Annotated in this window: 16 protein-coding genes and 2 tRNA genes; 4 read left to right on the top strand and 14 right to left on the bottom strand. The window is 52.1% G+C overall.

The window, feature by feature from the left end; genetic code table 11:
• Positions 1–171: 171 nt before the first annotated feature.
• Positions 172–957 carry an enoyl-ACP reductase FabI gene (locus tag ABTW62_RS12420; protein ID WP_430904892.1) on the top strand — a complete coding sequence of 262 codons (786 nt, stop codon included), beginning with the start codon at positions 172–174 and terminating at the stop codon, positions 955–957.
• An 88-nt stretch (positions 958–1,045) separates the two neighbouring features.
• Here ABTW62_RS12420 and ABTW62_RS12415 read toward each other — a convergent pair whose 3' ends face one another.
• The 10 genes from ABTW62_RS12415 to ABTW62_RS12370 all read right to left on the bottom strand — a co-directional run bounded on the left by ABTW62_RS12415 (position 1,046) and on the right by ABTW62_RS12370 (position 6,749).
• Positions 1,046–2,935, bottom strand: coding sequence for a SurA N-terminal domain-containing protein (locus ABTW62_RS12415; RefSeq protein ID WP_430904891.1), 1,890 nt, complete (start codon positions 2,933–2,935; stop codon positions 1,046–1,048).
• A gap of 86 nt (positions 2,936–3,021) precedes the next feature.
• Positions 3,022–3,098, bottom strand: a tRNA-Asp gene (locus ABTW62_RS12410).
• 79 nt (positions 3,099–3,177) lie between these two features.
• Positions 3,178–3,253: transfer RNA gene (locus ABTW62_RS12405), tRNA-Val, on the bottom strand.
• Between the two features lie 41 nt (positions 3,254–3,294).
• Positions 3,295–3,567, bottom strand: a complete 273-nt coding sequence (locus ABTW62_RS12400) for an HU family DNA-binding protein (RefSeq protein ID WP_090412787.1) — start codon at positions 3,565–3,567, stop codon at positions 3,295–3,297.
• 81 nt (positions 3,568–3,648) lie between these two features.
• On the bottom strand, positions 3,649–3,816 hold the full coding sequence (locus ABTW62_RS12395; RefSeq protein WP_430904890.1) for a hypothetical protein: 168 nt from the start codon (positions 3,814–3,816) through the stop codon (positions 3,649–3,651).
• A gap of 92 nt (positions 3,817–3,908) precedes the next feature.
• A complete protein-coding gene (locus tag ABTW62_RS12390) occupies positions 3,909–4,898 on the bottom strand; it encodes an NAD(P)H-dependent glycerol-3-phosphate dehydrogenase (RefSeq protein WP_430904889.1) in 990 nt (329 codons plus the stop codon).
• A complete protein-coding gene (locus ABTW62_RS12385) occupies positions 4,895–5,395 on the bottom strand; it encodes an SH3 domain-containing protein (protein WP_430904888.1) in 501 nt (166 codons plus the stop codon). The genes ABTW62_RS12390 and ABTW62_RS12385 overlap by 4 nt, the downstream gene beginning before the upstream one ends.
• 3 nt (positions 5,396–5,398) lie before the next feature.
• Positions 5,399–5,887 carry a protein-export chaperone SecB gene (gene secB, locus ABTW62_RS12380; protein ID WP_430904887.1) on the bottom strand — a complete coding sequence of 163 codons (489 nt, stop codon included), beginning with the start codon at positions 5,885–5,887 and terminating at the stop codon, positions 5,399–5,401.
• A gap of 69 nt (positions 5,888–5,956) precedes the next feature.
• Positions 5,957–6,214, bottom strand: a complete 258-nt coding sequence (gene grxC / locus ABTW62_RS12375) for a glutaredoxin 3 (protein WP_430904893.1) — start codon at positions 6,212–6,214, stop codon at positions 5,957–5,959.
• A 115-nt stretch (positions 6,215–6,329) separates the two neighbouring features.
• On the bottom strand, positions 6,330–6,749 hold the full coding sequence (locus tag ABTW62_RS12370) for a rhodanese-like domain-containing protein (RefSeq protein ID WP_430904886.1): 420 nt from the start codon (positions 6,747–6,749) through the stop codon (positions 6,330–6,332).
• 159 nt (positions 6,750–6,908) lie between these two features.
• Here ABTW62_RS12370 and argJ point away from each other — a divergent pair, with 159 nt between their 5' ends.
• The 3 genes from argJ to ABTW62_RS12355 are packed head-to-tail and all read left to right on the top strand — an operon-like array spanning position 6,909 to position 9,970.
• Positions 6,909–8,138, top strand: coding sequence for a bifunctional glutamate N-acetyltransferase/amino-acid acetyltransferase ArgJ (gene argJ / locus ABTW62_RS12365; RefSeq protein ID WP_430904885.1), 1,230 nt, complete (start codon positions 6,909–6,911; stop codon positions 8,136–8,138).
• Positions 8,139–8,145: 7 nt separating this feature from the next.
• Positions 8,146–9,024 carry an ATP-binding protein gene (locus tag ABTW62_RS12360; protein ID WP_430904884.1) on the top strand — a complete coding sequence of 293 codons (879 nt, stop codon included), beginning with the start codon at positions 8,146–8,148 and terminating at the stop codon, positions 9,022–9,024.
• 10 nt (positions 9,025–9,034) lie between these two features.
• Positions 9,035–9,970: a Nudix family hydrolase gene (locus ABTW62_RS12355; protein WP_430904883.1), complete on the top strand. Its 936-nt coding sequence runs from the start codon at positions 9,035–9,037 to the stop codon at positions 9,968–9,970.
• A 78-nt stretch (positions 9,971–10,048) separates the two neighbouring features.
• Here the strand turns inward: ABTW62_RS12355 and ABTW62_RS12350 are convergent, their stop codons facing one another.
• The 4 genes from ABTW62_RS12350 to gluQRS all read right to left on the bottom strand — a co-directional run bounded on the left by ABTW62_RS12350 (position 10,049) and on the right by gluQRS (position 13,277).
• Positions 10,049–10,510 (bottom strand): PAS domain-containing protein, encoded by a 462-nt coding sequence (locus ABTW62_RS12350; RefSeq protein ID WP_430904882.1) that lies wholly within the window; start codon positions 10,508–10,510, stop codon positions 10,049–10,051.
• A gap of 88 nt (positions 10,511–10,598) precedes the next feature.
• The gene (locus tag ABTW62_RS12345; protein WP_430904881.1) at positions 10,599–11,087 is read right to left on the bottom strand and encodes an SRPBCC family protein; all 489 of its coding nucleotides are present in this window, start codon (positions 11,085–11,087) and stop codon (positions 10,599–10,601) included.
• A 39-nt stretch (positions 11,088–11,126) separates the two neighbouring features.
• Positions 11,127–12,290, bottom strand: coding sequence for an NAD(P)/FAD-dependent oxidoreductase (locus ABTW62_RS12340; RefSeq protein ID WP_430904880.1), 1,164 nt, complete (start codon positions 12,288–12,290; stop codon positions 11,127–11,129).
• A gap of 24 nt (positions 12,291–12,314) precedes the next feature.
• Entirely contained in the window at positions 12,315–13,277 is a 963-nt protein-coding gene (gluQRS, locus tag ABTW62_RS12335; protein ID WP_430904879.1) for a tRNA glutamyl-Q(34) synthetase GluQRS, read from the bottom strand.
• Positions 13,278–13,609: the final 332 nt, after the last annotated feature.

Raw genomic sequence — 13,609 nt, 5'->3', positions numbered from 1 at the left:
GATTCAGTGCGGAAATAGGGGATTTTGGGTGGTTTTGGGGGGAAAAGCTGCGAAGTTGGGGTAAGAACAATCGCAGGATAAGTCAAAGACATTGTCCCCCTCCTACCGGCTGCACAAATGTTCTTGCGTTATAATCACGGCTGTGCAAAATTAAAGATAAGGAGTACAACTATGGGGTTTCTCGCCAACAAAAATATTCTAATTACCGGCCTATTGAGCAACCGCTCTATCGCCTACGGCATTGCAAAGGCAATGCGGCGCGAAGGTGCCCAACTCGCCTTCACTTATCAATCGGAGGATTTTCGTGATCGCGTGGCAAAGCTGGCAGCAAATTTCGACAGTAATCTACTGTTTCGTTGTGATGTCAGCAAGGATGAGGAAATAAGCCAGTGTTTTGAAGCACTCGCCCATCAGTGGGAAGGGTTGGACGGCATCGTTCATTCTATCGCATTCGCTCCACGCGAATCGTTGGCGGGCGATTACCTGGAAAGCATCAACCGCGAAGCTTTCCGTATCGCGCATGATGTCAGTTCATATAGTTTTGCAGCGCTTGCCAAGGCTGGATTGCCGCTGATGCAAGGCAGGCAAGCCGCCTTGCTGACGCTTAGTTACCTGGGTGCTGTGCGCGTAATGCCAAGTTACAATGTAATGGGATTGGCCAAGGCCAGCCTGGAAGCCAATGTGCGTTTCATGGCTTCGAGCCTGGGCAAGCAAAACATCCGGGTGAATGCCATTTCGGCAGGGCCGATCAAGACATTGGCTGCCTCAGGCATAGGTAATTTCGGCAAATTGCTGGGTTACGCGGAGAAAGTCGCACCTTTGCGGAAGAATGTGACTATCGAAGAGGTTGGCAACGCAGCTGCTTTTCTTTGCAGCGATCTGGCAAGCGGAATAACGGGAGAAATCACCTACGTGGACGCAGGATTCAATACCGTGGCATTTGATTTGGACCCCTGATCTTTGCCACGCATGTCCTGCTGCCACAGAAGAAGCGATCCAGCAAAGCAATGGGCAATGCTGGACGATTTGGGCAAGTTCTGACTGGTTAGAAACTCTCTTCTCTTATCTTGACGTCATAGCGCAGCCTGAGTCCATTCAGGTAGGCCATTAACTCTTCCTGGCCACGCACTTGTTGCAATTGTTTCAGAAAAGCATCGTACTTAGAAGCATCATGCTCGCTTGTAGGTGCAGCAATGACTTGATTGATTCTGATCAAATCAAACCCGCCGTGCTTGGCAGGTGCTCCGGTATAGGCAGGCAATTGACTTGATTCAGTCTGAGCCAGTAAACGCAGCGTTTCCACATCCACTCCCTGCATCTGTGCATACGAGACCCTGACTGATTCCCCCCAGTCCATCGTCTCATCGGTCTCTCCCGATTGAAGGCGCGCAAGCTGCTCGCTTCCCTCTTTCTCTGCAATCTCTGCTGCCAGTTGTGCCTGCAAACGGGCGATAATTTGCTCCCTAACCAATTCAATTGATTGTGCACTGGTAGGACGATGTTCGAGCACTCTGGCTGCCACGATTGTATCTGCCTTGACTTCCACCGCCTCGGTATTGAGGCGATCGCGAATGGCATTCTCGGAAAAAATGGCCTGCAGCATGCGCTCATTGGCAATTAGCTCGGGTTCCTTGGATTTCCGATCCAGCCAGCCACTTTGTTGAATTGGCAAATTGAACATCTCGGCCGCCAGTTGCAGGGTATCGCTTTGCTCATACACAATATTACTGAAATCTTCGGCCGATTCACCAAATCTATCTGCCACCTTCTGATATTTCAGTTGCTGCTCGACGTGATCCCTAATATCCTCGAAATCGGCGATATCTGCTTCCCTGATCGCAGTCAGCTTGACGATATGAAACCCGAATGGCGTTTCCACCAAGCCGCGTATTTCATCAAGCTCCATTTGAAACACTTCATCTTCAAAAGCTTTGACCATCAACCCGCGGGAAAAGAAGCCGAGATCCCCGCCCATTTTTGCCGAACCCGGATCTTGCGAGAGTTCCGCTGCCAGCGCCGGCAGCTGGTCAGGATCTTGCTGAACCTGATCCAGAACCTGCTCTGCCTGGGTCCTGACCGCAGCCTTTTCCTCTTCGCTTGCATCCGCAGGCACGGTAAATAAAATATGGCTGGCTCGCCGCTCTTCGGGTTGCTCAAATTCGGCCCGGTGCTCTTCGAAATATGCCTGGATTGCCTGTTCGGAAACCTGCTCCTGTTGCGCCAATTCCTCGAGTGACAGCACGATATACTCTACCCGGACCCGCTCTGGCAACATGAAATCCCGGTAATGACTCTCATAATAGTCCTGTATCGCGGCTTCATCCGGCTCAGCTTGTGCCACATATTGCTCAGGACTGATTAAAATCCGGTTAATCTCGTATTGCGTCTCACTCAGAGACAGTACATTCCTGGCGATAATCTCCGGCACAACAACGCTTCTGGTAATGCCTTCCAGCAACTGTTGCTCCATGATCTCGTTCACCAAGCGCGCTTCAAATATCGCGGGTGTCATGCCCTGGCGTTGCAGTAAGTCCTGGTAGCGCTGATAGGAAAACTTCCCCTCTTCCTGGAAAAAAGCAATATTCTGTATTTCAGCGGCCAGACGCGAGTCCAGCACGGTCAATCCGACATTTCCAGCTTCGTGCCGCAATATTTTTTTCTGTATCAAGTTTTCCAGGACAGCGCGCCGCATTTCGGGATCATCCATCAGCTTGATATCAAAATCTTCCCCGAGCATATTCCTCAGATTTTCCTGCTGATTGCGCAACGCCTGTTCATATTCTCTGCGGCTGATTTCCTCGCCGTCGACGACTGCAACATAAACCGTATCACTCTCACTCCGATAGGACTGAACGCCCCAAAACATAAATGGCAGGACAGCAATGAGCAACACGATCTGAACGATCGTTTTTCTTCGATTGACAAAATCAAACACAGCGATTATCCGAAAAAAAAGAGAGATGGGAAAAGCGACAGGTGTAAATCATACAAATCCGTATGCTTACCTATGATCAGCAGATATGGCGGAGTGGACGGGACTCGAACCCGCGACCCCCGGCGTGACAGGCCGGTATTCTAACCAACTGAACTACCACTCCTGGTTGTTCAACAATTACAAACTAGACTGGAGATATCTAATTTCTCAGCATTAATAACAAGAATTATACCATATAAATGTGGTGGGTGCTGACGGGATCGAACCGCCGACATTCGCCTTGTAAGGGCGACGCTCTACCAGCTGAGCTAAGCACCCCGCTCGGTATTTCTTGTTGGTGCTGCAATGTACAACGGGCGCTAGTTTACAGCATCCTTTAACGCTTTACCAGCAATAAATTTAGGCACCTTGGCCGCTTCAATTTTAATTTCCTCACCAGTGCGTGGATTGCGACCAGTACGCGCGGCTCGCTCTCCAACCTTGAAAGTTCCAAAACCTACCAGGGTCACGCTGTCATTCCTGCTAAGCGCATCCTTGATGGCAGACAACGCACCATCCAGCGCGTCACCCGCCTCAGCCTTGGTAATATTGGCGGACTGGGCAATAGCATCGATGAGATCAGATTTATTCATATAATTCCCCTTTGTTTTGCTTTGTTAGGTTGCCGGTAAATTCAATCATACAGCACAGAAGGCACTGTAGACGCCCTTATATCAAGCCATTCTACGCGGGTCAAGTGATAAACCCAAAAACTGTGGTTTTTTTAACTGCTTTCGCTGCTCCACTTTGAACGCGAGGCAATACCATTCCAGACTAGGAGGCTGTCCGAGAATAGCGATCGTAGCGAGGGCGAGGCAGGTTGAGTTGGATTTTTCGATCATTTGAGGCGAATAGTCGTTCTATTTAACGAAAAGGATCGTAAAATCCGGCCAATCAGGCTCGTCCGCAGTAGATCAGTCTCTCGGACAGCCTCCTAGCCTGCTTCGGGTCCGGGCTCCCTGTCAAGCATCTCCCTGATTGCATCCTGAACCGAGACACCTTCATACAGAATATCGTAAACCGCCCGCGTAATGGGCATTTCGATACCCAACTGCCGCCCCAGGCCATAGGCCTCCCGAACCGTGTACACACCCTCGGTCACATGACCGATCTTGGGCAAAATCTCCGCCAACGGCTGGCCGGTAGCCAGCAGCATGCCAACTTGACGATTTCTGGACAAATCACCCGTACAGGTGAGAATCAGATCCCCGACACCAGTCAACCCCATAAAGGTTTCCTTGCGTCCACCCATCGCCACGCCCAGTCGAGTGATCTCCGCCAGCCCGCGCGTAATAAGTGCTGCGCGCGCATTATTGCCAAATGCCATCCCGTCTGAAATGCCCGCAGCGATCGCAATCACATTCTTGAGCGCACCGCCGGTTTCCACGCCAATCACATCACTACTGGAATAGACCCGCAAGCAGGCGGTGTGAATTTCGCTGGCAACAGTTCTAGCAAATTCGTCATCCTGCGAAGCCAAGGTCAATGCAGCAGGCAACCCCTGCGCGACTTCCTGCGCGAAACTTGGACCTGACAGCACGCCACAGGTGACGTCCGCTGAATAGACCTCCTGCACAACCTGGTGCGGCAGTTTTGCTGAGCCTGCCTCGAATCCCTTGCAGCCCAGCACAAGCGGCAACAAGTTGTTCAGTGCTGCAATTTTCTCTAACGTTGCCCGCAGTCCTGCCACTGGCACCACGACAAAAATCAATTCCGCCTGCGTCAGTGCTGCTTCAAGCTCCGTCGTCAATTGCATGGCAGCAGGCAAGTGCAGTCCGGGCAAATAGCGCCGGTTCTCGCCCTGCGCAACCATTTCTGCCAGGTGCTCGGAACTATGTGTCCACAACGCAACCTGATGACAAGTGGATAAATGCAGTGCCAGCGCTGTACCCCAGGCGCCCGCACCCAGAACCAGAATTTTCATACACCCCAAATTTGGTCGTTTCTGATATACCCAGCCTGACCGTCCTGATGGCGCACTTTTGTCCAGCCATTGGGAACATCTTCCACCCACTCCAGCACAACACCCTGTTGTGCCTGAAAGCGCATTGGCGAAGTCAAATCGGCAGCAGGATAAACCCCGGCGATCGGCACATTGACAATCACAAAACGCTTCGCACTCAAATTCTTGCTTTCCGCCCAGGCCAAATAGCCATTACTGTCTCGTACCTTGGCCCATCCCTCCACCTTTACCACCACCTCCACCGGCAGATTGACACTCGCCACATACAATTTCTCTGCACTGCGTGAAGGTGCATCGTAAAGAATGGCAGCGGGGTTTGCAATTGAAAGGAATTCACTTCCAGCCTGATCTGCCGCGACAGCTTGACCGGCAAACGCCAGCAGCAGAAGCGCCAATGACACATAAAGCGGGGCAAATGCCCCAACTGAACGCTTAACCAACAACGGCAAGTGTTTCATGAATCAATGCTTGGTACCGCTATCTGCAGAATCCGGGCTAGCGGCTGGTGAATCAGCCTGTTGCTGCTGTTTTTTCTGTTGATAAACAGCCTCAAAATTGACTGGATTCAGGATGACGGCAGGGAACCCTGCACGCGTCACGACATCCGACACGGTCTCGCGCAAATAGGGGAATAATATATTCGGGCACAGAATACCAAGAACAGGCTCAATATCATCGCCGGGCACATTGCGAATCCGGAAAATGCCCGCTTGATGGACTTCCACCAGAAACATGACCTTGTCTTTCTCTTTGAGGCGGGCCGTCACAGTTGCGGTCAGGACCACTTCATGAATATCGCCATCGATGACGGCATCCTTGGTAGCCAATTGCAAATTGACTTCCGGAGCTTCCCTGTCCAGGAAAATATGCGGGGCGTTTGGAATCTCCAGCGAAAGATCCTTAACATAGATTTTTTCAATCACAAAAACAGGCTGCTGCTGTTCAGTCATGGCGGGTTCCAGTTAAATAACGATTATCAGAATTTTAAAACATTAATGGATGTAGATGGCCGATTGCGTTCAACCAGCCAATAATTTAGCCACTTCGCCCTGACGATCCAATTGCGCCAAATCATCATAGCCTCCGACATGGGTTTGCCCAATAAAAATCTGCGGAACCGTTCGACGACCCGTCTTATTGACCATTTCCACCCGCTGTTCCGGGTGCAAATCCACTCTGATTTTATCGATTTCTTCCACACCTCGGGTACGCAACAATTTTTCAGCCATCGTACAATAAGGACAAAAACCGGATACATACATTACAACTTTGGGCATCATGTTTGTTTGTTAGTAAAAAGATTGACAGCGATACTCGGGGAGTGCGCAGCATCAGGCATCATTCAGCCTGGGAACGGCAGACAAAACCCACGCAAGCTGCGTGGTTGCTTGCCTATTTAGACTTTTTCACCACCGGCAGATTCTCCCGTTGCCAGGTCTCGATGCCACCGGAAAGATTGAAGACCCGTGCAAAACCATTCTTGCGCAGAAGTGTGCCGGCTTGTCCTGCGCGCAAGCCGGGCGTAAATATTATAACGACCGGCTTGTCTTTGAATTTTTCCAATTCATTCCAGCGGTCTTTGATGCTCTCAACCGGTATATGCTTGGCATCGGGGAGATGGCCACTGGCGTATTCGCTGTCGTCTCTGACATCCAGCACCAGCGCGTCTTCGTAATTAATCAACCGGACTGCGCGCTGCGCGTCGATCTCGCGCGCACTGTTACGTGCAATCATCGGCCATAACAGCATGCCACCACTCAGCATGGCTGCTATGATAAAAAAAACATTGTCTACCAAAAAAGTTGATTCCATAACAACAACTCAGCTTTATTCAAAGCCGTTATTCTAGCAAAGTACCAGGGCGCCAGGTAAACTCCTCCATCCATTGCCGCAAACAATAGCCGGCTTGCAGGTAAACTCACCATTTCCTTCAGGATACGTTACGATAACCATTTTTTCATCCTAGTCTCTATGCCGGTCAACATTCCACCTTTATCACCCGAACACTTGCTGCCCGTCGATGGCGTCACACTCGGCACAGCGGAAGCTGGCATCAAATATACTGCCCGCAAGGATCTCCTGGTCATACGGCTCGCCGCACATAGCCAAGTGGCTGGCGTGTTCACACAGAATAAATTCTGTGCCGCACCTGTCACCGTTGCCAAACGGCATCTGGCAAGCACCCCAGCAATCCAGGCACTTATTGTCAATACCGGCAACGCCAATGCCGGTACCGGACAAACAGGCATCGACCATGCCCATGCCACGTGCAGCGCATTGGCCAAGTTACTCGATTGCGATCCCCGGCAAGTTTTGCCCTTCTCGACCGGGGTCATCATGGAGCCATTGCCGGTCGCAAAAATTCTGGCCAACTTGCCTGCTGCAATAGCGAACCTCGCACCCACTCACTGGTTTGCCGCCGCTCAGGCGATCATGACCACCGATACGGTTCCCAAAGCCGCCTCGCGCCAAATTGAAATTGACGGGCATATTGTCACGATCACAGGCATCGCCAAGGGCTCGGGCATGATTCATCCCAACATGGCAACCATGCTAGGCTATATCGCCACCGATGCGGCCATTGCACCATCCCTGCTGCAAGACCTGGTTCGCCATGCGGCCGACCATTCCTTCAACCGCATTACCGTAGACGGCGATACCTCTACCAATGACGCCTTGATCCTGATGGCGACGGGCCGCGCTGGCCACACGCCCATCACCGAATCGGCCAGCCCCGGTTTTACTATCCTGCAACAGGCTATTACAGAAATCGCCATCACACTTGCGCAAATGATCGTCCGGGACGGGGAAGGTGCGACCAAATTCATCACCATCCATGTCGAACAAGGCAAGACTGCCGAGGAATGCGATAAAGTCGCCTATGCGATCGCACATTCCCCTCTGGTCAAAACGGCCTGTTTCGCTTCCGATCCCAACCTGGGCCGGATTTTGGCTGCTATCGGTTATGCCGGCATCGATGATCTCGATGTCACCGCCGTACAATTATATCTTGGGGACGTCCTGGTCGCCGAACACGGCGGGCGGGCCAGCACTTATCGCGAAGAAGATGGCCAGCGTGTCATGCAAGCTTCAGAAATCACCATGCGCGTAGTTCTGAATCGAGGACAAGCCGGCAGCACACTATGGACATGCGACCTGTCTTACAATTATGTGAAAATCAACGCCGATTACCGCTCTTAATTTCAGCATGAAAGATATCGATTTACTTTTGCAGCGCCTTGACCAACTCTTGCTGCGCGCCGAGGAAATTTTTGCGCCCCATACACCGGCTGCTGAGCTTGCAAGCCACATCGCCTTTCGCTGGCGCAAACGAGGAAACCAGGGTTTCATTCAACCAGTCCAACACCCGCATACCATCACGCTCGAAGCATTACTGAACATTGATGAACAGAAACATTGCCTGGACCGGAATACGCAACAGTTTGTAGCAGGATTTCCCGCCAACAACGTCTTGTTGACTGGGGCACGAGGCACTGGCAAATCCTCTCTGGTCAAGGCATTACTCAACCGCTACGCCGATCAGGGATTGCGCTTGATCGAAGTGGATAAACAAGGACTAATCGACTTGCCCGACATCGTCGAGCATATCGAGCAACGTCCAGAGCGGTTTATTCTATATTGCGATGATCTGTCATTCGAAGCCGATGAACCCGGATATAAGGTACTCAAAGTCATACTGGACGGCTCCATTGCCACCGCATCCGACAATGTGCTGGTCTATGCCACATCCAACCGCCGCCATTTAATGCCGGAATTCATGCACGAAAATCTCGAAACCCGTCATATTGCTGGAGAAATTCGCCCTGGCGAATCCACCGAAGAAAAAATCTCGCTCTCAGAGCGCTTTGGATTGTGGCTGTCTTTTTATCCATTCGATCAGGCGCAATATCTCAATATCGTGCGCTTCTGGCTGACCCATCATGGTATTGATAGAATGTCCGGCCGCGCCCGGCAAGCGGCGCTGCGCTGGGCATTGGCACGAGGCTCGCGCAGCGGCAGAATCGCCTGGCAATTCGCGCGCGACTGGGCGGGCCAGGCGCAACTGGCTAAATCATCCAAAACCTGATAGCAACCCCATGTCGAATCCACCACTGGTTGAAGTCGTCGCCGCCATTCTATCGCGGCCAGATGACAGCTTCTTGCTCGCCTGCAGACCCTCTGGCAAGCCCTATGCCGGATACTGGGAATTTCCCGGCGGTAAAATCGAAGCCAATGAATCCCCCCTCCAGGCACTGTCGCGGGAATTATATGAAGAACTGGGCATCACTGTCGACCGGGCATTCCCATGGATCACACGGGTCTTCAACTACCCACACGCGACCGTACGCCTGCAGTTTTACCGGGTCACCGAATGGCAAGGCGAACCCATCGCGCGCGAACATCAGCAACTTGCCTGGCAAAGCATCGAAAACATTACTGTTTCACCCTTGCTGCCAGCCAATCAACCCATTCTGCGCGGCCTGATGCTGCCATCGACTTATGCGATCACAAATGCTAGCGAAACCGGCGAAACCCGTTCGCTGCACATGATTAAACAAGCATTACAACACGGCATCAAACTGCTACAGATTCGCGAAAAGCACCTGACCGATAGCCAGCTGACGCGTTACGCCCAAGCAGTGTTGCAGCTTGCGCAAGGCACCCAGGTCAAGGTACTCATCAATAGCAATATTGCGATAGCCCAGGCATTAGGCCTGGATGGGGTACATTTAACTTCTGCGCAATTGCTATCCTTGGACACCCGCCCCGAAGTCGACTGGTGCGGGGCTTCCTGTCATAACGAAGAAGAGCTCTATCATGCCGAGAATCTTGGCATCGATTTCGTGACGGTAAGCCCAGTATGCCCCACCCCCAGCCATCCGAACGCGCCCACGCTGGGCTGGCGCAAACTGGCTAGACTGATCCGCGGTTATTCCCTGCCCGTCTATGCCCTGGGTGGTTTGATGCCAGACGACCTCATCCCAGCCCAGGAACAGGGCGCACATGGCATTGCGCTGATGCGCAATCTATGAGCTTACACTCAGCCATAATCCATTACCGCTGTTATGATGCGCAAGCGCACCGCACGCTGGCATCGGGTTTTCTGCGGGTCACGCCGTTTTGCCAGTCAATGCAGCCAGCTCTGCTTTCAAGCGCGCAATTTCCTCTTCGGCTTTGCGTTGCTCAGTCACATCGTATTGCACACCCAGAAAGTAGAGCAACCTGCCACTTGAATCAAACAAGGGCGTGATATTCAAGTGGTTATAGAATAACTCACCGTTTTTACGGTAATTTCTCAGGATAATCTCAATCGGCTCCTTGTTCTCCAAGGCAGCCTTCAAACGAAAACGTTCCGGTTGATCCCGGTCTGTTCCTTGCAGAAAGCGGCAATTTTTCCCAATAGTTTCAGCCTGGGTATACCCGGTAATGGTTTCAAAAGCCTTGTTGGCATATACCAAAGGCAGATCCTCTTGATCCGGATCAGCCAATGTGATGCCATTGACGCTTGCATCCAGAATTTTAGACAATACTTGCGGAATTAACCCAGGATCCTTCTCGACGACAAAGTCCATTATTTTTCTCCAAATTATCCCCAACTATAGGCAGATGCCTACCTTGTTGGAAGTTACCATCAATTGAAGCTATATTTTTTTATGGCGTTTAAACCAGCGCGCCAGCCAAATCCGCCTCCGATTCAACCAGCCTGCGTATATTTCGCACGGTCCGCTCAGTACCATCCTGCACGGCCAAACGAATCAATTTCTCAAAAGGCCGCATGTGCAGTTCAAGACTGAGCAGCTCGAACGTAAACGAAATACGCGTGGTGGTTGGATCAATCACTTCCAGAACATAATCACAACGATAGGGATTGGACACGCCCTCGAAACATATTCTCGTGGCGGGCTTGAAAATGGTTACTTTGAAAGTCGATTCCGAGCGATTTCCCTGATCAACCCTCACCTGCCGAAATAAGGAACCTTGCTCGACAGCACCCTCCGTCAATTTTTCCAGTTCACGGACTTCCGGAGACCACCTGGGATAGTTTGTCAATAAATTACTGCCGATAAAACTAAAAACCACCTCGGTTGGGCATAGGATCTCCGTGCTGGCTTTACCCACTACAGGGGTATCGTTGAACAAATTGAACATCAAACGGTCTCCTACAGGCTTTTTATACTGCTAAATATTTCAAATCAGGTAAGTGTCGACTCCAGACAGCAATAAATCATATTGTGCCTCGACGATTTCCTTGATTACCAGTGCCGGCATACCCGTTACCACATTGTTCTCTAACGCCAGCCAACCGACTGCGTCGGCTGACCCCAAGCTGACGACATAGCCGATGTCGCGATGCAAATAAGGTTCAAGCACTTTAAGCATACCGGAATGCCGGAGAATATTGCGCGCTGCCAGTTTCCCCTTGCGCACCGCCGACTGGGCAGTCATCGCATTGGAACCCAGCGATTGATAAACAGCGCAATCGCCGGCGGCAAAAATATTCCCCAATGTTGCATGGCCGACCACGACCTGCCCGAACAGGTTGGTCGCCAACCGGTTATCTGGTTTTTTTCCGGCAAATACCAAAGACATAATAGAGGGTAATTCAAGAGTACGGCCACTATTTTTTTCTTCAAGCAGGAGCTTGTCCGCCTGCTGTGCCAAGAAACGCATCTCCGGATAAAATTCTATACCCAACTCCAGCATACGGGTTTCGACATAGCGGGCAAAACCCTGGGGAAACTGCCGCAATACCCGCTCCCCTCCATCAACCAGGCGCAGAGTATGGCCGCTTCGCTGCCTGCGTAAATAATCTGCAATTTCGAATAAAAACTGAATACCGGTCGCACCGCCACCGATCACAGAGATGCAGGAAGCCGGCCCCTCATCAGCCGCCAACAAGCCGCCCAATAACTCGGCACCCGCACAGGCCGCAAAGTCTTCCAGATCGAACACGTTGACGGTCTCCTTGGCAGCAACGCGCGCACTCTGTGCGCCCGACGCAATCAATAAATAGTCAAAAGGCAGCGCCAGCTCGCCGATATCGATGCAACGGTTCTGTTGCCATTGCTGCAGCACCGCGTCATCGATGGCGAGCTCGCCCTGAACATGGCGGCAATTGAAACGCTGCGCCAGTTGCGAGAACGGCACCAGCAGATCCGAGAATGGATAGCGGAAGGTCTCGTGCAAATGCGTAATCTTGAGATGATCGGCACGCGGGTCGATAAGCGTGATTTCCGCCTCCGGCATATAGCGGCGCAAAGTCGTCAGGGCAGCAATGCCGGCATAGCCCCCGCCTGCGATCACAATTTTCAGTTGCTTGTGTCCTGGTATATACAATGGCAAGAAAGCCATCTACACTCCTTTAGCCTTTAATGATCAATTGTCCTGGATAAGTGAGCGTAGCATGGATTCCTCATCCGGGTCACGCGCCCCGGCATGCCCGGCTTCAGGAATCCTGTCCGGATTCCAATTTGCCAGCGCCCATTGCCAGAATACCTCCACATCAGCCTGCAACAAACTCTCGGGCACATCCTGTCCCAAAAAACGCAGGGCAGCCACCAGTGAAGGCAGCGGATTGTCCAGAACAACCGGTTCTGCCCGGGTTTGTTTGCTCAGTTTTTTGCCTTGCGCATCCAGCACCAACGGCAAATGCAGGTAATCAGGGGTGTCATAGCCGAGCAGCTGTTGCAAATAAATTTGCCGGGCAGTGGAATACAACAAATCGGCCCCACGCACGACATGGGTCACACCCTGCCAGGCATCATCCACCACCACAGCCAGTTGATAGGCATAAATGCCGTCCGCCCGGCGCAAGACGAAATCACCGATCTCGCGCTCAAGATTGAGCCGAACAGGCCCTTGCACCCTGTCGCCGTATTCCACTATCCGGTCAGGCGTGCGCACCCGCAGCGAGGCGTGCGGGCCAGCCATCGCCAGCCGCCGCTGGCGGCACGCACCCGCATAAACCGGCCCATCGCACCCCGTCAAGGCAGAAAGCGCTATTTGCTTACGCGAACATACACAGGGATAAAGCCAGCCCGCGCGCTGCAACCGCTCCAGCGCATCCCGGTAGGCGTCATGGCACTGGCTTTGATAAACAACCGCCCCATCCCAGTGCAAGCCGAAAACCTCGAGCGTACGCAATATCTCATCGGCCGCTCCCGCAACGACGCGCGGCGTATCCAGATCCTCGATCCTGACCAACCACTCCCCACAACGGGATTTTGCCTCAAGAAAGCTCCCCACCGCCGTCACCAGCGAACCAAAATGCAACGGACCGGAAGGCGATGGCGCAAATCGGCCACGGTAAAGGCCAAGCGGATCGGTGAAATTATGCATTCAGCCCGGAAATCCTAGCTGGGACGAGTGAAAATATGCCGCGCTGCGTTGCAAGGTGCATCAGAAATGCCCCGGTCCTGGCTGTGGCATGGTCAAACAGGGATGGTCTTTGCGTCATTCGATGAAATTTGACCAACTGCCAGATCCAATCGCAGCAAGTACGCCCGGTATGCAGGGAATAATGCTTGAGACGCATAACCCTTCGAATAACATCCCATAAGGCCAGTGTGCTTGACATCAAAAACAATACTGCCTAATGTCAGTCGAAATTTAATTGATCAGCCAATTTGCCTGAATTATCGGCCAATAGCAAGTTATCGAGGCAATCATGC

It is taken from the genome of Nitrosomonas sp. ANs5 (assembly GCF_050584665.1).
In the GTDB taxonomy this organism is placed as follows: domain Bacteria; phylum Pseudomonadota; class Gammaproteobacteria; order Burkholderiales; family Nitrosomonadaceae; genus Nitrosomonas.
This window is presented reverse-complemented; position numbering and strand designations above follow the sequence as displayed.